16 protein-coding genes and 2 rRNA genes (1 of these 18 cut by a window edge) are annotated in these 19,784 nt (G+C 70.3%); 14 read left to right on the forward strand and 4 right to left on the reverse strand.

All coding sequences use genetic code 11. The annotated features are described in order from the left end of the window. The 4 genes from ACVDFE_RS18750 to ACVDFE_RS18765 all read left to right on the forward strand — a co-directional run. Positions 1–1,771 (forward strand): 23S ribosomal RNA (locus ACVDFE_RS18750); it begins 1,313 nt to the left of the window's first position. A gap of 89 nt (positions 1,772–1,860) precedes the next feature. Then, a 5S ribosomal RNA gene (gene rrf / locus ACVDFE_RS18755) occupies positions 1,861–1,977 on the forward strand. Between the two features lie 571 nt (positions 1,978–2,548). Then, positions 2,549–4,090 (forward strand): deoxyguanosinetriphosphate triphosphohydrolase family protein, encoded by a 1,542-nt coding sequence (locus tag ACVDFE_RS18760; RefSeq protein ID WP_458431231.1) that lies wholly within the window; start codon positions 2,549–2,551, stop codon positions 4,088–4,090. Between the two features lie 149 nt (positions 4,091–4,239). Then, positions 4,240–7,032 (forward strand): S8 family serine peptidase, encoded by a 2,793-nt coding sequence (locus ACVDFE_RS18765; RefSeq protein ID WP_458431232.1) that lies wholly within the window; start codon positions 4,240–4,242, stop codon positions 7,030–7,032. A 132-nt stretch (positions 7,033–7,164) separates the two neighbouring features. Here ACVDFE_RS18765 and ACVDFE_RS18770 read toward each other — a convergent pair whose 3' ends face one another. Further along, positions 7,165–8,067 carry a hypothetical protein gene (locus ACVDFE_RS18770; RefSeq protein WP_232837002.1) on the reverse strand — a complete coding sequence of 301 codons (903 nt, stop codon included), beginning with the start codon at positions 8,065–8,067 and terminating at the stop codon, positions 7,165–7,167. Positions 8,068–8,482: 415 nt separating this feature from the next. Between ACVDFE_RS18770 and ACVDFE_RS18775 the strand changes: the two genes are divergently transcribed. The 5 genes from ACVDFE_RS18775 to ACVDFE_RS18795 all read left to right on the forward strand — a co-directional run bounded on the left by ACVDFE_RS18775 (position 8,483) and on the right by ACVDFE_RS18795 (position 11,098). Next, a complete protein-coding gene (locus tag ACVDFE_RS18775; RefSeq protein WP_458431233.1) occupies positions 8,483–9,160 on the forward strand; it encodes an acVLRF1 family peptidyl-tRNA hydrolase in 678 nt (225 codons plus the stop codon). Between the two features lie 29 nt (positions 9,161–9,189). Beyond that, entirely contained in the window at positions 9,190–9,597 is a 408-nt protein-coding gene (locus ACVDFE_RS18780; protein ID WP_458431234.1) for a hypothetical protein, read from the forward strand. A gap of 61 nt (positions 9,598–9,658) precedes the next feature. Continuing rightward, positions 9,659–10,111, forward strand: a complete 453-nt coding sequence (locus ACVDFE_RS18785; RefSeq protein ID WP_360396084.1) for a SigE family RNA polymerase sigma factor — start codon at positions 9,659–9,661, stop codon at positions 10,109–10,111. Then, positions 10,111–10,608, forward strand: coding sequence for a hypothetical protein (locus ACVDFE_RS18790; protein WP_458431235.1), 498 nt, complete (start codon positions 10,111–10,113; stop codon positions 10,606–10,608). The genes ACVDFE_RS18785 and ACVDFE_RS18790 overlap by 1 nt, the downstream gene beginning before the upstream one ends. A 16-nt stretch (positions 10,609–10,624) precedes the next feature. Continuing rightward, entirely contained in the window at positions 10,625–11,098 is a 474-nt protein-coding gene (locus ACVDFE_RS18795; protein ID WP_458431237.1) for a GNAT family N-acetyltransferase, read from the forward strand. On the opposite strand, the gene ACVDFE_RS18800 is transcribed toward ACVDFE_RS18795, so the two are convergent. Then, positions 11,082–11,699 (reverse strand): NAD(P)-dependent oxidoreductase, encoded by a 618-nt coding sequence (locus ACVDFE_RS18800; RefSeq protein ID WP_458431238.1) that lies wholly within the window; start codon positions 11,697–11,699, stop codon positions 11,082–11,084. The genes ACVDFE_RS18795 and ACVDFE_RS18800 overlap by 17 nt on opposite strands. Further along, complete coding sequence (locus ACVDFE_RS18805) at positions 11,696–12,577, reverse strand: EamA family transporter (protein WP_458431240.1); 882 nt, start codon at positions 12,575–12,577, stop codon at positions 11,696–11,698. Before ACVDFE_RS18805 ends, ACVDFE_RS18800 begins: the two co-directional genes overlap by 4 nt. A gap of 79 nt (positions 12,578–12,656) precedes the next feature. Between ACVDFE_RS18805 and ACVDFE_RS18810 the strand changes: the two genes are divergently transcribed. After that, complete coding sequence (locus tag ACVDFE_RS18810) at positions 12,657–13,547, forward strand: LysR family transcriptional regulator (protein ID WP_360396092.1); 891 nt, start codon at positions 12,657–12,659, stop codon at positions 13,545–13,547. A 78-nt stretch (positions 13,548–13,625) separates the two neighbouring features. Here the strand turns inward: ACVDFE_RS18810 and ACVDFE_RS18815 are convergent, their stop codons facing one another. Then, on the reverse strand, positions 13,626–14,378 hold the full coding sequence (locus ACVDFE_RS18815; RefSeq protein WP_360396093.1) for an SDR family oxidoreductase: 753 nt from the start codon (positions 14,376–14,378) through the stop codon (positions 13,626–13,628). A gap of 139 nt (positions 14,379–14,517) precedes the next feature. Here ACVDFE_RS18815 and ACVDFE_RS18820 point away from each other — a divergent pair, with 139 nt between their 5' ends. From ACVDFE_RS18820 to ACVDFE_RS18835, 4 genes are all read left to right on the forward strand, one after another. Beyond that, positions 14,518–16,146, forward strand: a complete 1,629-nt coding sequence (locus ACVDFE_RS18820) for an ABC-F family ATP-binding cassette domain-containing protein (protein WP_360396095.1) — start codon at positions 14,518–14,520, stop codon at positions 16,144–16,146. A gap of 175 nt (positions 16,147–16,321) precedes the next feature. Further along, positions 16,322–16,531, forward strand: a complete 210-nt coding sequence (locus tag ACVDFE_RS18825) for a helix-turn-helix domain-containing protein (protein WP_030473247.1) — start codon at positions 16,322–16,324, stop codon at positions 16,529–16,531. Between the two features lie 58 nt (positions 16,532–16,589). Beyond that, complete coding sequence (locus ACVDFE_RS18830; RefSeq protein ID WP_360396099.1) at positions 16,590–17,405, forward strand: enoyl-CoA hydratase/isomerase family protein; 816 nt, start codon at positions 16,590–16,592, stop codon at positions 17,403–17,405. An 89-nt stretch (positions 17,406–17,494) separates the two neighbouring features. Then, positions 17,495–19,378 (forward strand): ABC transporter ATP-binding protein, encoded by a 1,884-nt coding sequence (locus ACVDFE_RS18835; RefSeq protein ID WP_458434357.1) that lies wholly within the window; start codon positions 17,495–17,497, stop codon positions 19,376–19,378. Positions 19,379–19,784 lie beyond the last annotated feature (406 nt).

Raw genomic sequence — 19,784 nt, forward strand, 5'->3', positions numbered from 1 at the left:
CAGCCGTGGACGCTACGCGAGTGAGAATGCAGGCATGAGTAGCGAAAGACGAGTGAGAAACTCGTCCGCCGGATGACCAAGGGTTCCTGGGCCAGGCTAATCCGCCCAGGGTAAGTCGGGACCTAAGGCGAGGCCGACAGGCGTAGTCGATGGACAACGGGTTGATATTCCCGTACCCGTGTGAACGCGCCCATGATGAACCTTGTGATACTAACCGCCCGAAGCCCTCCGAAGATCCTTCGGGATCGAGGGGTAAGTGGAGCGCGGGACCTGAACTTGTAGTAGTCAAGCGATGGGGTGACGCAGGAGGGTAGCTCCGCCAGTGAGTGGTAGTACTGGTGCAAGCGTGTAGGGAGAAGCATAGGCAAATCCGTGCTTCACATATCCTGAGACGTGATGCGTAGCCGATTGAGGCGAAGTAGAGTGATCCCATGCTGCCGAGAAAAGCCTCTAGCGAGCTTTCACGCGGCCCGTACCCCAAACCGACACAGGTGGTCAGGTAGAGAATACCGAGGCGATCGGGCGAACTGTGGTTAAGGAACTCGGCAAAATGCCCCCGTAACTTCGGGAGAAGGGGGGCCGTAGCGCTTGAAGCCTTTTGCGGGCTAGGGCGAGACGGCCGCAGAGACCAGCGAGAAGCGACTGTTTACTAAAAACACAGGTCCATGCGAAGTCGCAAGACGATGTATATGGACTGACGCCTGCCCGGTGCTGGAACGTTAAGGGGACCGGTTAGTCCTTCGGGGCGAAGCTGAGAACTTAAGCGCCAGTAAACGGCGGTGGTAACTATAACCATCCTAAGGTAGCGAAATTCCTTGTCGGGTAAGTTCCGACCTGCACGAATGGCGTAACGACTTCTCGACTGTCTCAACCGCAGGCCCGGCGAAATTGCATTACGAGTAAAGATGCTCGTTACGCGCGGCAGGACGGAAAGACCCCGGGACCTTTACTATAGCTTGGTATTGGTGTTCGATTCGGCTTGTGTAGGATAGGTGGGAGACTGTGAAGCGGCCACGCCAGTGGTTGTGGAGTCATCGTTGAAATACCACTCTGGTCGTATTGGATGTCTAACCTCGGTCCGTGATCCGGATCAGGGACAGTGCCTGGTGGGTAGTTTAACTGGGGCGGTTGCCTCCCAAAGAGTAACGGAGGCGCTCAAAGGTTCCCTCAGCCTGGTTGGCAATCAGGTGTCGAGTGCAAGTGCACAAGGGAGCTTGACTGTGAGACTGACGGGTCGAGCAGGGACGAAAGTCGGAACTAGTGATCCGGCCATGGCTTGTGGAAGCGTGGTCGCTCAACGGATAAAAGGTACCCCGGGGATAACAGGCTGATCTTGCCCAAGAGTCCATATCGACGGCATGGTTTGGCACCTCGATGTCGGCTCGTCGCATCCTGGGGCTGGAGTAGGTCCCAAGGGTTGGGCTGTTCGCCCATTAAAGCGGTACGCGAGCTGGGTTTAGAACGTCGTGAGACAGTTCGGTCCCTATCCGCCGCGCGCGTAGGATACTTGAGGAAGGCTGTCCCTAGTACGAGAGGACCGGGACGGACGGACCGCTGGTGTGCCAGTTGTTCTGCCAAGAGCATTGCTGGTTGGCTACGTTCGGAAGGGATAACCGCTGAAGGCATCTAAGCGGGAAGCTCGTTCCAAGATGAGGTATCCCACCCTTTGTGGGTTAAGGCCCCCAGCTAGACCACTGGGTTGATAGGCCAGAGGTGGAAGACCGGTAACGGTTGGAGCTGACTGGTACTAATAGGCCGAGGACTTGTTACGAAGACGCTACGCATCCACTGTGCGGTTCTGGAAGAACAACCAGAACCGATCGCGACCCCGCGGGGTTGCTGGTTGTAATTTCATAGTGTTTCGGTGGTTATAGCGTTGGGGAAACACCCGGTCCCATTCCGAACCCGGTAGTTAAGCCCTTCTGCGCCGATGGTACTGCACTGGTTACGGTGTGGGAGAGTAGGTCGCCGCCGAACTTACGTACAGAAGCCCCTGAGGGTCGAGCGCCAGCCGCTCCCCTCAGGGGCTTTCTGCATTTGCCGGCTCACCCCTCCAGCACTCCCGCAGCCGCGCTCCAGCCGCCCCTGCGCTCAGGGCTCACTCGACCGGGTGAACGTTGTCCGGATCTCGTCCTTCCTCCGTCTTGTAGATGTCCACCCATCCGAGCTGTCCGGAACTCATGGTCATCTTCGCCCGCCAATATGGAACCGCGTGGGGGAGGCCGCATGTCCTCAACGACTCCAACCCGACCACTCCCGAGCTGAGCCCCAAGCCGCCCCTCCGGAACTCACCCACCGCGGAGCCCACCGAGCCCAGTCGCCCTCAAGCCGAGTCATCCCACGAACTCGATCACCCCGAAGCCGAACCCAGCCGGCCCAGGCCTCAGCTGCTCCGACCTCGGTCATCCCAACCCCCAGTCACCGCAACCCCAGCCTCCGCAACGCCAATCGCCGCCCAATCCCAGCCACTGCAACCGGAATCACTGCCCAACCCCGGACACCCCAGAGCCGTACCGAACAGCCGACCCGCCACAGGTACCTTCTGCACATGCACAACGAGCAGCGCACCGCCCGCCGGTCCGGGGGCACGAGCAAGACCGCGGACCTCGCGACCAACCCGTTCCGGGTGGACCGCGACCGCGTCGCGAGCTCCCCGTTCTTCGCGCGGCTCGGCGGTGTCACGCAGGTCGTCAGCTCCACCGGCTCCGGTCTGCTCGTGCACAACCGGCTGACCCACAGCCTGAAGGTCGCCCAGGCCGCCCGCGCCATCGCCGAACGCCTCACGAACCGCCCCGAGCTGACCGCGGTGCTGGAGAAGCTCGGCGGTTGCGACCCCGATGTCGTCGAGGCCGCCGCCCTGGCCCACGACCTGGGCCACCCGCCGTTCGGCCACCTCGGCGAGCAGGTGCTCGACCGGTTGGCCCGCCACCGGTTCGCCCTGCCCGACGGGTTCGAGGGCAACGCGCAGTCGTTCCGCATCATCACCACCACCGACGTGCGCGGGCCCAAGGCGCTCGGGCTGGACCTGACCGTCGCCGTCCGTGCCGCGATGCTCAAGTACCCGTGGACCCGTCACCAGGACCTGGGGCTCGCCATCGCGCCCCGCGGTGCGGCCGAGCCGGCTGACATGCCGGGGACCGGCAGTGCGAAGTTCTCCGCCTACGTCACGGAGATGAGCGACCTGCAGCAGGCGCGCGAGCCGTTCGAGGGGCGGATCGAGGCGTGGCAGCAGACGGTCGAGGCGAGTGTCATGGACACCGCGGACGACATCGCCTACGCCATCCACGACCTGGAGGACTTCCACCGGGTCGGGGTGTTGCAGCACGCGACGGTCGCGGCGGAGCTCGGCACGTGGCAGGCGCAGGCGCTGGAGCTCGCCGGGTTGAGCGATGCGGAGCTCGAGGCCGAGATCCGGATGCCGGGGCGGTCGCTGGAGACGTTGCGGCGGCGCATGCACCTCAAGGACTCGTGGGTGATGAACGACGAGGCGTTCGCGATGGCGGTGCGCAAGGTCAGCAAGGAGCTGGTCGACGGGTTGCTCGCGGTGCCGTTCGACGGGTCGGTCGAGGCGGAGCAGGCGGTGGCCGGGTTCAGTGCGCGGTGGACGCGCCGACTGGTCGACGCGGTCGGTGTGATCGAGGAGCCGACGCCGCGATCGGGGCACGTGGTGCTCGCGGTCGCGCAGTGGCACGAGGTGCAGGTGCTCAAGTTCGTCCACCGGCGGTTCGTGTTGTTGCGGCCGGACTTGGCGTTGCACCAGCGCGGGCAGGCGCGGTTGCTGACCTCGCTCGTGGACGCGCTCGACCAGTGGGTCACGGACCGCACCGAGGCGGACCGGTTGCCGCGCAGGCTTCACGACCTCGTCGAGTTGGCCGAAACGGAGTACGCGGCGCTCGCCCGGACGGAGCCGTCCACATTGGTCGGTCCCGCGGGTGAGCTGTCGGTCGGACCGGACGTCGTGCGAGGCCTGGCAAGGGGAAGGGCCGTGGTGGACTTCGTCTCGTCGCTCACCGACAACCAGGCGGCCGCGTTGCTGGAAGCTCTGTCGGGACGAACCGGTCAGTTGTGGACTGACGCGTTTGTTCTGTGAACTGTGATTGCGCCTGCTCAGTGGGAAGTAGCCCAAAAGGATGCTGACTGTGATCAGTCGTGCACCATACGTTGGCGCCTCGACCGGGATCATCCGGTCGTAGGCCGCGTGTTCTCGGGGGACACGCCAACGTTCGGGGGGAAAGCCCTGTGCGCCCATCTCGAAGAGGCACGACACTGGTCACGGCGGGCACCGCGGTGCTGCTGGCCGCGCTGACCGCGGTCACGCCGGCGAGCGCGGATCCGGTCAAGGCGTCGAAGTCCATCAACGACCGCACGGCGGCACAGATCGCCGCGTTGCAGAGCATCAAGAAGTCGCTCACCCCAGCTGAGTCCAAAGTAGACAGCGCTCTGGTCGTCGAGGCCCGCAAGCGCGTCCAGGTCGGCGTCACCAGCGCCCTCCCGCAGGTCCAGACCGGTGTCGCGGTGTCGTCGAGCTCGACGACCGTCGTCGACGTCCGTGCGAAGCAGTACTCCGAGGGCCTGGTCGACGCCGTCCGTGCCGCGGGCGGGCAGATCCGGGCGGTGTCTCCCGAGAACCGCACGGTTCGCGCCGAGCTGCCGCTGACCAAGCTCGCCGACATCGCCGGCCGCGCCGACGTCGCCCGCGTCGAGCGGGGCAGTGACGCGATGACGCAGAGCGTCGAGAACAAGCGGGACCGCAAGAGCAAGAAGGCCGCTCCGTCCAAAGAGGACAAGGCGCGGCAGATCGAGCGCCGGCTCGCCGAGCAGCGGACCGCGGTGCTGGCCGCCAAGACCGCCGAGAGCGACAAGGCCCACAGCGCCGACGCCGCGCGCGGCTCGTTCCACGTCACCGGCGTCGGCGTGAAGCTGTGCGCCCTGTCCGACGGCATCTCGTCGCTGGCCGTGTCGCAGGCCGCGGGTGAGCTGCCCGCCGTCGACGTCGTCCCGGGCCAGGAGGGCTCCGGCGACGAGGGCACGGCGATGCTCGAGATCCTCCACGACCTCGCTCCCAACGCGGAGCTCGGCTTCGCGACGGCGTTCAACGGCGACGCGAGCTTCGCCGACAACATCAGGAAGCTGCGCTTCCAGCTCGGCTGCGACGTCATCGTCGACGACGTCATCTACTTCAACGAGTCGCCGTTCCAGGACGGCATCATCGCCCGCGCGGTCGACGCGGTCGCCGCCGACGGTGCCGTGTTCTTCTCCAGCGCCGGCAACCAGGGCAACGTCGCCGACGGCACGGCCGGCTACTGGGAGGGCAAGTTCGTCGACTCCGGTGTCGGCGTCGGCAAGTTCGCGGGCACCGCTCACGACTTCAACCCCGACCCGAACGCCAAGCAGCTGTTCAACCCGCTGTCGAACTACTCCGGTGACGCCCCGGTCACGCTGCACTGGGCCGACCCGCTGGGCCAGTCGTTCAACGACTACGACCTGTACCTGGTCAACGCCCAGGGCAACGTCGTCACCTTCAGCCAGAACAACCAGGACGGCGCCCAGGACCCGTACGAGCGCCTCAACACCCCGACGAGCTCGACCGGCACGCGGCTCGCGGTCGTCAAGTTCCGCGGTGAGGACGTGCACTTCGGGCTCACGCTGTTCGGCGGCCGCTTCGCCGACTCGAACGACGGGCTGAAGAAGTTCGTCACGCCCGGCGTGACCCGCGGTCACTCCGCCGCCAAGGGTGCGATCTCGGTCGCGGCCGCCCCGGCCGCCGGGGCACTGCCGTTCGACCTCGAACCCGGTGACCCGGCCAACCCGAAGGGCCCGTACCCCGGTGCCTTCGACAGCGCGCAGAAGCCGGAGCGCTTCACCTCCGACGGCCCGCGCAAGACGTTCTTCGCCGCCGACGGCACGCCCCTCGCCGAGACCCGCCAGAAGCCGGACATCACCGCGGCCGACGGCGTCGCCACCTCGGTCAGCGGCTTCAACCCGTTCTTCGGCACCTCGGCCGCCGCGCCGAACGCCGCCGCCATCGCCGGCCTGATCCTGTCCGGCAACCCGACGCTCACGCCCGCCGAGGTCAAGGAAGCCCTCGTCACCACGGCGATCGACATCGTCGAGTCCGGAGTGGACAACCGCACCGGCGCCGGCATCGTCATGGCCGACCGGGCGCTCGCCTACACCGGTGCGTCCCCGCAGGCACTGGCCCGCGCGCAGAAGCCGACCGTCGTGAACGACAACGACGGAAGCGCTTTCCTCAAGCCCGGCACGACCTCCACGGTCACCGTGCCGGTCACCAACGGCGGCGACGGCCCGGCCGCGTCGACGTCCCTGGTGCTGACCTCGCCGACCGCCGGCGTGACCATCGCGCCGCGGTCCAAGTTCTACGGCACCATCGAGGTCGGCCAGACGGCCTCGAACACCTTCAAGGTGACCGTGCCGGCGTCCGCGGGCCTCGGTTCCGCGGTCCGGCTCGACGCCAGGGTGACCTACGCGGGTTCGACGTCGCCGACCACGGCGTCGTTCACCCTCCGCGTCGGTGAGCCGTCACGCGACTTCAAGACGTTCGCCTACACCGGCGCACCGGTCGCGATCCCGGACAACGACCCGACGGGCGCGTCCATCTCCCTGCCCGTCACGGGTGTGGGTGCGGCGTCGAACCTGAAGCTCTCCGTCGACGGTGCGACGTGTTCGACCGCGGACGGTGCCACGACCGTCGGCATCGACCACACGTTCGTCGGTGACCTGGTCGGCACGCTGACGGCGCCCTCGGGCAAGTCGGTCACGCTGTTCTCGCGCACCGGCAGCCTCGGCAACAACATCTGCCAGGCCGTGTTCGACGACTCGGCCGCGCGGGCGTTCTCGACGCTGACCTCGGCCGACCAGCCGTTCACCGGCACCTGGCGGCCGGCCGGACAGCTGTCGTCGCTGCTCGGCGAGGCGGCGGACGGCACCTGGACGTTCAAGGTCGCCGACGTGGTCAGCTCCGACCGCGGCTCGGTCCGGGCGGTGACGCTGCACGTCGCCGGCTGGGTGTGACCTGAACGGCTGACAGGGGCCCTGGCACCGAGCTCACGGGTGCCAGGGCCCCGTCACGTCCTCACCGGCCGCTCAACGCAGGAGGGCCGCCTCCCCACCGGGGAAGCGGCCCTCCTGGGCGAAGCGGAACGACTAGCGGTTCGGCCACTCCCAGCGGATGCCGAACACACCGGGACCGAACCCGAGCGCCACCGCGTGCACCCCGCCGCCGGAGTCCAGCGTCAGGTTGCGGCGGCGGGACGGGGTCTCGTCACCGGCGGGCACGCTGTACTGCTGGACCCGCGAGGGGAGGTTCGCCTCGTCGAAGCGCACCTCGATGACGTACTCGCGGACCGGCAGCCGGAACTTGCGGGCGAACGTGTTGTTGCCCTTCGGGGCGTGGCCCTCGGGGAACACCAGCTGGTACTCCATGATGAGGGTCTCGCCGCGGGTCAGCGGCCGCTCGAACATCATCTCCGCGACCATGATGTTGGCCTCGTGGTCACGGGCGATGCGGCCCAGGTGGCAGTTGCGCACGTTCACGATCTCGGGGAGCACGTCGGACTCCTCGGTCTCGAAGACGAGCGCCCAGCGGTCGGGGCCGTCCTGTTCCGCGCGCAGGATCTGCCGCACCCACACGGACTTCTGCCCGCCGTCGGCAGAGATCTCGATGCGGTCGTGCTGGCTGATCCGGCCGAGCTTCAGGTCGGACGAGGTGTCGACCTTCGAGAGCAGGTTCGCCACGCGTTCGCGGCGAGCCCACAGTGCGTCGATGGGCATCATGGTCGTCGGGCGGCACCGGCGTCCCCGTGGTCGAGGTGGGCCGAGCAGCGCCGAGAGACCGGACTGAGGTACGCCGAGGACCGACTCGAGGTGACGAAGCGCCTCCAGCGACTCCGGGCGCTCTGGCCTGCGCCGCCCGGACTGCCAGTAGCTGAGCGTCGCGACGCTGATCGTCACGCCGCGCAGTGCCAACCGGTGCTGGATGCGGTCGAGGCTGAGTCGACTGGCCTTGATCGCGGCTCGAAGAGCCTCCGGAAACGGTCCGGTGGTCAAGAGCTGCGTAAGGCTGCCGTGGCCCGTTGAGTCGGTGTCGTCAACAGTCAGTGTTGGTCGACCGGCAGCAGTGGTCATGGTGACTCCCCGCTGTCATAAGATCACGCCCCAGTGACCCTACCCGCCCGTGAACTGCGCTGGTCGGCGCCGGATGGAGTCAATGGTTAATCCATACGGTTCACGAGTTCACGCTTTCGAGGCTCATCTGTCAAGCGTCATGAACCGATCAGTAACATCCGCGTGCTGCTCACGCGCCGTGTCGAGGTGGTTCTAGTGTGTGCACGATGACCCCCCTCCGACGGGACCGCGCGCCCGGAGGTTCCCCGCCCGTTCCGGTGGTCCGGACGCGGCCCGCGCGCACCGCCGGATGGGAAACGACCGGGAAACTCCGCATGTCGCGCAGGGTGGCGGGGCGGTGAGCCGGGTCCGGCCCGTTCCCGGAGGGCGCGCGGTGGAGGTCGAACCCGAGCGCGTGCACGGGTGGGTCACGCGGTTCGCGGAGCGTCACGGGCCCGTTGACGTGCGGGTTGATGGCAACGTCGTCATCACCGCGGCAGACGGAGCAACAGCGACCTTCGTCACGCGCGGCGGAACCACCCTCGACGAGGTGGTGGAGAAGCTCGCCGAACCGCGGCGGGTCGGACTCGTGCTCGTCCGGCTCGGCGGTCACAGCGTCGGTGTCGCGTTCGGTGACCGGGTCGAGGTGTCCGCGACCGACCGCAAGCAGGTCCACGGCCGCATCCGGGCAGGCGGCTGGTCGCAGCAGCGGTTCGCCCGCCGCAGGGAGGGGCAGGCGCGCGTCGCGCTGCGGGCCGCCGCCGACGACGTGGCCCGCGTCCTGGTGCCCCGGCTCGCGGAGCTGGACGGCGTGGTGCTGGGCGGCGACCGGCAGGCGCTCGACGTCCTGCGCGACGACCGCAGGCTCGCCGGCGTCTTCACCAGGGCGGAGGACCGGGTGCTCGACGTGCCCGAACCGCGGCGCGCGGTGCTGGACGAGGCCGCCCGCCGCGTCCGGTGCGTCGAGATCGTGATCCAGGACACGCGGGCAACCCGGCCGGGCGCCGACCGCATGGATGGGGGTGAGGGTGCCTAGAGGGCGCCACCGACCTGCTGGAGTCGCAAGTGCGCAAACGAATGGTGATCGTGGCGGGTGCCGTCGCGCTCGGAGCGGTGGGCATCGCGGTACCCGCGCTCGCCCTGAACGGTGGCGGCGGCACACCGGACCACGCGCCGACGTCCTCGGCGCCGCGGCCGACCTCCTCCACGGCGCAGGCCCCGCCGACCACGCCGGCGCCCACCTCGATGTCGAGCACGCCGGAGCAACCGCCGTCGACGACGGTGCTGCCGACGTCCCCCGGGACGAGCCTGCCGCCGACCACGCCGCCGCCGTCGTCGATCCTGCCGACGCCGCTGCCCACCACCCCGCAGCAGCCGCCGACGACCACCTGGGCCACGAGCCCCGCGCTGCCGCCGACGACCTGGACGCCGCCCGCGACGACGCCGCCGGTCTCGTCGCAGCCCGCCGGGTGAGGAGTCACCGCTGAACTGGGAGGCCGAGTTCACCGACTGCTTCGACCGGTCAGCCGACTCGATGCGGTTCACCGCGTTCCTGCTGTGCGGTAGCTGGCACGAAGCGGAGGACGTCGTGCAGTCGGCGTTCTTGAAGCTCTACCTGGCCGGTCCGAAGCTCGCCGACCGGTCGGGGCTCGAACCGTACCTGCGGCAGATCGTGGTGCGGACGTTCCTCGCCGAACGCCGCAAGGTCCGCTGGCGCAGGGAGAAGCTCACCGACACGCCTCCAGAGGGCCTGTCCTCCGCCGCAGGGGCGGAGGACAGGCTCGTCGTCTGGCAGGCGCTGTCCGCCGTGCCCGCACGGCAGCGCGCCGTGCTCGTGCTGCGCTATTGGCACGATCTGAGCGTCGAGGACACCGCCGCCGCGTTGAAGTGCTCCGCGGGCACGGTGAAGTCGCAGGCCAGCAAGGGGCTGGAGACCCTGCGGCGCAAGCTGGGACCGGAGTTCGACCACCTGAGGCTGGAGGTGTGATGGTTCGCGAGGACGACCTGCGGGAGACCTTCTCCGCCCTGCACGCGGAGGGGACGCCGCCGCCCGCCGTCACGGCCGCCGACCTCATCCGGCGCGGGCGGGCCGTGCGGTCCCGGCGGCGTGCGGTCGCCGTGGCCGGCACCGGGCTCGCGACCGTCGGTGTCGTGGCCGTGGCGCTGGCCGTGCTGCCCGGCGCCGCACCACCGGAACCGCTGACACCGGGACCCTCGTCGTCGACCAGCACGCCGGCGCCGGCGAGCACCTCACCGTCACCGGAGTCGGCCGAGCGGACACCGCCGCAGACGACGACGCTGCCACCCGGCACCACCCCGCAGTCGGGCACGCAGCAGACCCCGCCACCGCAGACGCCGCCGCCGGCGTCGAGCCCACCCGGCACGCCGGACACGTCGAACGCGGTGTCCCCGCCGGGCACACCGGCCACCACGACCTCCGCCTCGGGGCAGTTCCTGCCGACCACGCCCACGTCGTGCTGCTGAGCGGCACAATCCGGGCATGACCACCCGGATCCGCCTCGTCGAGGTCACCGACGCCAACCGCGCCGCCGTGGCGGCCGTGCGCGTGCACCCGTCCCAGGAACGCTTCGTCGCCCCGGTCGAGAAGTCGTTCCAGGACGCGGAGGACCACCCGGAGGGCAACCCCTGGTACCGCGCCGCCTACACCGGTGACGTGCCGGTCGGGTTCGTCATGCTCAGCTGGGACGTGACGCCCGGACCGGGCCTGCTGGGGCCGTACTTCCTGTGGCGCCTGCTCATCGGCGCCGAGCACCAGGGCCGCGGCTACGGCACGGCGATCCTCGACGAGGTCGTGGCACTGCTGCGCGCGCACGGCGTTCCCGAGCTGCTCACCAGCTACGTGCCGGGTGAGGGCACGCCGGGGCCGTTCTACCTCGGCTACGGCTTCGTGCCGACCGGCGAGGTGGAGGACGGCGAGGTCGTGCTGCGGCTGGACCTCAGCTCGCGACCGTGAAGTGCCGGTCGCCGCGGGGCCGTTCGAGCTCGTCGACCACCGCGATGGCCAGGTCCGCCGCCGAGATCGCGGACGGACCGGTGAGCATCTCGTCGCCGCCGCGCCGATAAGTGCCGGTGCGCTCACCGGGTTCGAGCAACGCCGGTGGGCTCAGGTAGACCCAGTCCGCCGCGTGCGCCCGGCACACCTCCAGCTGCCGCACGCTCGCCGCCGCGATGGGGCGGACGTGCGCCGGCACGAACCGGTCGTCGTCGAGCACGAGCCCCGTGCCACCCGGTGACCGCAGCGGCGCGGCACCACCCACGACCAGCACCCTCGTCCCGGCGGCCAGCGCGGCGTCCAGCAGTGCCGCGGTGGCCGGCCCGGCGCTCTGCTCCTGCCCCGGCCGCGGCCGGGTGGCGGCGACGACACCGTCCACTCCGGACAGCACGTCGGCCATGAGCGCGCGGTCGGTCGCGTCACCGCGCACCACCCGCACCCCGTCCGGCACCTCGGGCACCGTGCTGCGGACCACCGCCGTCACGTCGTGCCCGCGCCGTGCCGCCTCGGCCACCACCTCGGCGCCGACCATGCCCGCGGCGCCGACCACTGCGATCTTCACCGGAGAACGCCCCTGGCGAGCACGGGCGCGGGACGCTGGCTCGCGACGATCGCGGCCAGTGCGAGGGCGAAACCGGTGAGCTGCACCGGGCCGAGCGTCTGGCCGAGCACCACCACGCCCAGCAGCGCCGCGACCATCGGGGACAGCAGGCCGAGCACCGAGACCGAGGTGACCGGCAGCGTGGTGATCGCGCGGAACCACAGCACGTAGGCGAGCAGCCCGCCGACACCGCCGAGCCACAGGTACCCGATCACCGCCGCCGGCCCGACCGCCGGTGGCGGTCCCTCGACCAGGAACGTCACCGGCACCAGGAACAGCCCGCCCGCGGTCAGCTGCCACCCGGCGAACGCCGTCGGCCCCACACCGGCGGGCCGCCCCCACTTCTTCGTCAAGGTCACGCCGAGCGCCATCGTCGCCGCCCCGCCGAGGCCCGCCAGCACGCCGACGAGGTCGAACCCGGCCGCGGGCCCCAGCACCACGAGACCGACGCCGACCACGCCGACGACACCCCACGCGCACCGCCACGCCGACGGGCTCTCCTTGAGCACCCCGACCGCCAGCAGCGCCACCACCAGCGGCTGGGCCGCCCCCAGCGTGGCCGCGACGCCACCGGGCAGGCGTTCGGCGGCGATGAACAGGAACGGGAAGAACAGGCCGATGTTGAGCACGCCGAGCGCGCCGGCCCGCCACCACCAGGACCCGCGCGGCAGCGTCCTGGTGAACGCCAGCGCGACCAGGCCCGCCGGCAGCGCGCGCAGCAACCCGGCGAACAGCGGGTGCCCCGCGGGCAGCAGTTCAGTGGTGACCACGTAGGTCGAGCCCCAGACCACCGGCGCGAAAGCCGCGAGCGCGGTGCGGGAGAGGTCGTTGTTCTGCACGCCTCACAGTGTTGGTTACCAGCGTGGATGAGTCCAACGCATGTTTGTCACGTCATCCATCGTGGTTCAAGATGGATGGGTGGAACTCCAGCAGATGCGCTACGTCGTCGCGGTCGCCGAGACCGGCAGCTTCACCCGTGCCGCCCAGCGCTGCCTGGTCGTGCAGTCGGCGCTGAGCCACCAGGTCGCCCGCCTCGAACGCGAGCTCGGCGCGCGCCTGTTCGACCGCACCAGCCGCAGCGTGCGGCTGACCCCGGCGGGCACGGCGTTCCTGCCCGCCGCACGCCAGTGCCTCGACTTCGCGGACCGCGCCGCGGCCGAGGTGGCGGCGGCCGTGGGGGAGGTGCGCGGGCGGGTGCTGATCGGCGTGATCCCGACCGTGGCGGCCGTGGACCTGCCGGCGGCGCTGAAGGTGTTCCGGGAGCGCTACCCGCAGGTGCGGGTGGCGTTGCGGATGCAGCCGAGCCACGAGCTCGTCGAGCAGGTCCGCCAAGGCGCCCTGGACCTGGCGTTCCTCGGCCTGCCACCCACCGCGCGCCCCGAGGGGGTGCGCGGGCGTGAACTGGCGCGCGACCGGCATGTCGCCGTGTTCGCGCCATCGCACCCGTTGGCGGAGCGGGACGAGGTGGGGCTGGAGGCGCTGGCCGCGGAGCCGTTCGTGGACTTCCCGACGGGATCACCGGGGCGGTCGCAGTCCGACCAGGCGTTCACGGCGGCCGGGCTGGTGCGGGAGGTCGCGTTCGAGGTGACGACGGCGGAGCTGATGGCAGGGCTGATCCGCGAGGGGCTGGCGGTCGCGGTGCTGCCGTCGCGGTACGCGCCGCGGTTGGGCGGGGTGGTGACCGTGCCGGTCGTGGACGGGCCGGCACGGGTGGAGCACCTGGTGTGGAGCACGGCCGGGCTGACACCGGCCGCCGCGGCGTTCCTGGAGGTGCTCGGGGTGCCGGGGGAGGCCGCGGAGCCGTCCTGAGAGCCGTGTGAGCCGCATCAGGTGGTCCGGGCCTCCGGGGAACCTGCCGCCGCGTCTCATGTCGCGCTGGCGGGCCGTTCAGCCCGCCGTGCCCGTCGCCAGCAGCCCGCCGTCGACCCGCACGGTCTCCCCGGTGATCCACGACGCCGCGTCCGAGCACAGGAACGCCACCAGCCCCGCCACGTCCTGCGGCGTCCCGAGCCGCTTCATCGGGTACTGCTGCGACGCCTCCTCCTCGCGGCCGGTGTAGAGCGCCTCGGCGAACTTCGTCTTCACCACGGCCGGTGCGACGGCGTTGACGCGGACCTTCGGGCCCAGCTGCCACGCCAGCTCCTCGGTCAGGCGGATCAGCGCCGCCTTCGAGGCGCCGTACGCGCCGATCACACCGGTCGAGCGGATGCCGCCGACGGAGGCGACGTTGACGACCGCGCCGCCGTGCTCGCCCATCCACGCCTTCCACGCGAGCTGCACGAAACCCAGTGCCGCCACCACGTTCACGTCGAAGATCTTGCGCACCGCGGCCAGGTCGGCGTCCATCAGGGAACCGAACTGGGGGTTGATGCCGGTGTTGTTCACCAGCACGTCGAGGCTGCCGAACTCCGCCACCGTGCGCGCCACGACCTCTTCGCGGGACGCGTCGTCGCCCGCGTTGCCCTGGACCGTCAGCACCCCGCCGCCGAGCTCGGCGGCGGCCGCGGCGAGCTGGTCGGCCTTGCGGCCGGTGATCGTGACGGACGCGCCGCGGGAGAGCAGCTCGCGCGCGATGCCGAGGCCGATGCCGCGGGAGGCACCGGTGACCAGCGCGGTCTTGCCGGAGAAGTCGTCGCTCATGGCCGGCAATCTATGCGTCTGGACACAGGTGGGAAATCCGGTGGCCCGCGACCAGTAGAATGGTTCGCGTGATCCTCCTGGAGTAGGCCGCCGCAGTACGTGCCGCCCCTTTGCCGTACCCACCTACCCGGAGTCTTCTTTGATCACCGCAACCGACATGGAGTTGCGCGCGGGCTCACGCATCCTCGTGAGCGGCGCCAACCTGCGCGTCCAGCCCGGCGACCGGATCGGCCTCGTCGGGCGCAACGGCGCCGGCAAGACCACCTCCCTGCGCGTCCTCGCCGGTGAGGGCCAGCCCTACGGCGGCACCATCACCCGCAAGGGCGAGCTCGGCTACCTGCCGCAGGACCCGCGCGAGGGCGACCTGTCCGTCATCGCCAAGGACCGCGTCCTGTCCGCCCGCGGCCTCGACCAGCTGCTCCGCGACCTGGAGAAGGCCCAGTCGAAGATGTCCGAGCTGGTCGACCCAGACGAGCTCGAGAAGGCCGTCACCCGCTACGGCAAGCTCGAAGAGCGGTTCGCCGCGCTCGGCGGGTACGCGGCCGAGTCCGAGGCGGCCCGCATCTGCTCCAACCTCGGCCTGCCCGACCGGGTGCTCGCGCAGCCGCTCAGCACGCTGTCGGGCGGTCAGCGCCGCCGCGTCGAGCTGGCGCGCATCCTGTTCGCCGCCTCCGAGGCGGGCATCGGCGCGAAGTCCAGCACCATCCTGCTGATCGACGAGCCGACCAACCACCTCGACGCCGACTCGATCACCTGGCTGCGCGGCTTCCTCAAGTCCCACGACGGCGGCCTCGTCGTGATCTCCCACGACGTCGAGCTGCTCGACGACGTCGTGAACAAGGTGTGGTTCCTCGACGCGATCCGCGGCGAGGTCGACATCTACAACCTCGGCTGGAAGAAGTACCTCGAAGCCCGCGCCACGGACGAGAAGCGCCGTCGCCGCGAGCGCGCGAACGCCGAGAAGAAGGCCGGCGCGCTGATGACGCAGGCCGCGAAGATGGGCGCGAAGGCCACGAAGGCCGTTGCTGCGCAGAACATGGCGAAGCGCGCGCAGAAGCTCCTCGACGGTCTCGACGACGTGCGCCAGAGCGACAAGGTCGCGAAGATCAGCTTCCCGGCGCCGGCCCCGTGCGGCAAGACCCCTTTGATGGCAGAGGGTCTGAGCAAGTCCTACGGCTCGCTGGAGATCTTCACCGGCGTGGACCTCGCGATCGACCGGGGTTCCCGCGTCGTCGTGCTCGGCTTCAACGGCGCGGGCAAGACGACGCTGCTGCGGTTGCTGGGCGGCAGCGAGAAGATGGACGCGGGCCAGGTCGTGCCCGGCCACGGCCTCAAGATCGGCTACTTCGCGCAGGAGCACGAGACGCTCGACCACGGCGCGTCGGTGTGGGAGAACATCCGGCACATGGCACCGGACGAGCAGGAACAGCGGCTGCGGTCGCTGCTCGGCACGTTCCTGTTCAGCGGCGAGCAGCTCGACCAGCCCGCCGGCACCCTGTCCGGCGGCGAGAAGACCCGGCTGGCGCTCGCCGGCCTGGTGTCCTCGGCGGCGAACGTGCTGCTGCTCGACGAGCCCACCAACAACCTCGACCCGGCCTCGCGCGAGCAGGTGCTCGACGCGCTGCGGCGCTACGAGGGCGCGGTCGTCCTCGTCACGCACGACCCCGGCGCGGTCGAGGCGCTGGAGCCCGAGCGGGTGATCCTGCTGCCCGACGGCACGGAGGACCACTGGTCCGAGGACTACCTGGAGCTCGTGCAGCTCGCGTGATCTCCACGCGTCAAAGGACTACCGTGCGCACCCTGTGATCAACTGAGTGTGATCGAATCGACCGTTCGGCGATCTCTTTGCTTGATCACCTGGCGTTCTGCGTGAACCTGTTCGATCATTGCGACGACAGGGGCCGTCGAACGGCCCGACCTGCTCGTACGGAAGGCGGGACGAGGTGGCTGACCTGAAGAAGGGTGCCCGGATCACCGGCGCCACGCGGGACAAGCTGGCCGCTGACCTGAAGAAGAAGTACGAAAAGGGCGCGAGCATCCGGGCTTTGGCCGAAAGCACCGGGCGTTCCTACGGCTTCGTGCACCGGGTTCTGTCGGAATCCGGCGTCACGCTGCGCGGTCGCGGTGGCGCCACCCGGACGAAGAAGAAGTAGTACCCCACCAGACTGCTACTCTCCGGTAACTAGCTTCTAGTCCGCCGGAGGTACCGACATGCCAGTGCCCGCTGTCGACGCTGGTGTGCTCGAGCGCGGTGGCGTCCGGCTCGCTCTTGCCGGACCGCTCGCCACCGTCACGCTCGACCGTCCCGACGTGCTGAACGCGCAGACGCCCGCCACCTGGCAGGCGTTGCGGCACATCGGTGAACAGCTGGACCCGGACGTCCGCGTCGTGGTCGTCCGGGGTGCCGGCCGCGCCTTCTCGGCGGGGCTGGACCGGCGCATGTTCACCGGTGAGCCGGTCGACGGAGAACCCGGTGGCCTGCCGGGGATGCTCGCGCTGCCGCCCGAGGAGGCGGACGCGCGGATCGCCTCGTACCAGGCCGGGTTCACGTGGCTGAGCGACCCGGCGCGCGTGACGATCGCGGCGGTGCAGGGGCACGCCATCGGCGCGGGCTTCCAGCTGGCGCTGGCGTGCGACTTCCGCGTGCTCACCGAGGACGCGCAGTTCTGCATGGCCGAGACCGGGCTGGGACTGGTGCCCGACCTCGGCGGCACACTGCCCCTGGTGCGCCTCGTGGGGTACTCGCGCGCGGCCGAGATCTGCGTGACCTCCCGGCGGGTCCCCGCCGACGAGTCGCTGCGGATCGGCCTCGCGAACTCCGTCGTGCCCGCGGCCGAGCTGGACGCGACGGTCGAGGCGCTGGTGGCCTCCGTGCTCAAGCCGATGGCGGGCGCGGTCACCGAGACGCTGGCGCTGGTGGCGTCGGCGGCTTCCGGCGTGCCCTTCGCCGACCAGCTGGCCGCGGAACGCGCCGCGCAGCTGCGCCGCATCCGCTCGCTCGCGGCACTGGCGTCCGCTCAGAGCTGAACCGCAGCTCCAGGCGTTCTGTGCAGGAATTGTCAGACCGCTGTGCTGTTCTAGAAGGCGTGGACGGCTACAGCTCCTGGCGATTCATGATGGGGGTGACCTCGGACGCACCGGCCAAGGTGCGCCGCGGCACCTTCCGGCGCGTGCTGGCCTTCGCCCGGCCCCACCGCGCGAAGCTCGTCGTGTTCCTCCTGCTCACGGTGATCTCCTCGGTCCTCGCCGTGTCGACCCCGCTGCTGGCCGGTCGCGTCGTCGACGCGATCGTCGGTGGGTCCGCGCCCTCGGTGGTGGTGTGGCTCGCGGTGGCCATCGCGCTCATCGCGGTGGTCGACGCCGGTCTGGGCGTGGTGGAGCGGTGGCAGTCCACGCGCATCGGTGAGGGCCTGATCTACGACCTGCGCCGGGCCGTGTTCGGCCATGTGCAGAAGATGCCGGTCGCGTTCTTCACCCGCACGCGCACCGGCGCGCTCGTCTCCCGGCTGAACAACGACGTGATCGGCGCCCAGCGCGCATTCACCTCGACGCTGTCCGGGTTCGTCACCAACATCATCCAGCTGGTCCTGTCGCTGGGCGTGATGTTCACGCTGTCGTGGCAGGTCACCGCGCTGGCCCTGGTGCTGCTGCCGGTGTTCGTGCTGCCCGCCAAGCGGATGGGCCGGCGGATGGCGGACATGCAGCGCGAGGCCTCCACTCTCAACGCCTCGATGGTCACCCAGTCGACCGAGCGCTTCTCCGCTCCCGGCGCGACCCTGGTGAAGCTCTTCGGCCGCCCGGACCGCGAGGAGCAGGAGTTCTCCGACAAGGCCGCGAAGGTCCGCGACATCGGCATTCGCACCGCCATGGCCACCCGCTGGTTCATGACCGGGCTGACGCTCGTGTCCGCGCTCGCGCAGGCCCTGGTCTACGGCCTCGGCGGCTACCTGGCGCTGACCGGCCACCTGGCCGCGGGCACCGTGGTGTCGCTGGCGCTGCTGCTGACCCGCCTGTACGCCCCGCTGACGGCGCTGGCGAACGCCCGCGTCGACGTGATGACGGCGCTGGTGTCGTTCGAGCGGGTCTTCGAGGTGCTCGACCTGGAACCGATGATCCAGGAACGCCCCGGCGCGCGTGCGGTGCCGGACGGGCCGGTGTCGGTCGAGTTCGACGACGTGCGGTTCGGCTACCCGGCCGCCGCGAAGGTGTCGCTCGCCTCGCTGGAGTCGGTCGCCACCCTGGACACCCGCGGCGGCGAGGAGGTGCTGCACGGCGTCAGCTTCAAGGCGGAGGCCGGTCAGCTGGTCGCGGTCGTCGGCTCGTCCGGCGCGGGCAAGTCGACGCTGGCCTCCCTCGTACCCCGGCTCTACGACATTGACTCCGGGTCCGTGTGCCTGTCCGATGTGGACGTTCGCGACCTGAGCTTCGACTCGCTGCGCGGCACCGTGGGCGTCGTGACGCAGGACGGGCACCTGTTCCACGACACGATCCGCGCGAACCTGGAGTACGCGGCCCCCGGCGCGTCCGACGACGAGCTGTGGGACGCGCTGCGGCGGGCCCGCCTGGTCGAGCTGGTGGAGTCGCTGCCCGACCGGCTCGACACGGTCGTCGGCGAACGCGGCTACCGGTTGTCCGGCGGCGAACGCCAACGCCTGACCATCGCGCGCCTGCTGCTGGCCAAGCCTCGCGTCGTGATCCTCGACGAGGCCACCGCGCACCTGGACTCGGAGTCCGAGGCGGCGGTGCAGGCGGCGCTGACCGAGGCGTTGAAGGGCCGCACCGCGCTCGTGATCGCGCACCGGCTGTCGACCATCCGCAACGCCGACCAGATCCTGGTGCTGGAACACGGCGAGATCGTGGAGCGGGGGACGCACGCCGAGCTGATGCGGGCCGAGGGGCGGTACGCGGACCTGTACAACACGCAGTTCGCCGAGCCCCCGGTCGTCGGGGTGTACCCGACGCCGCAGTTCAGCGCCCACGCGGAGGCCACGTCCCCCTGACGGCACCCGCGCCACGGCGCTCGCGTCGTGGGTGCCGTTGGTCGGCCGCCTTGACGGGGCTCCGCTGGCGCGGCGGCGCTCGTGTCGTCGCGCGACGAGCTGGCGTGAGCGCCGCGCGTGATGCCGCCGGGCGGCGCGTCGTCGCTCGCGCGCACCACGGGGGCGCACGCCCGACGCAACGCCTCGGTCACCACGGCGCTGCGCGCGCCGCTGCATGACGACCGGGCGGCCGCTGTCGTGCCCGAGGCGTCCCGCTGGGCGAGGCGTTGCGCGCCCGTTCCGCCGCCCGGTGCGCCGCACCTCGCCACGCGCCGGGCCGCACCTCGCCACCCGCCGGGCGCCGCCGGGCCTCGCCGCGCGCCGTGCGCCGTACCTCGGCTCACGCCGCGCACCTCGCCGCGCCACC

The organism is Lentzea chajnantorensis, from assembly GCF_054300775.1.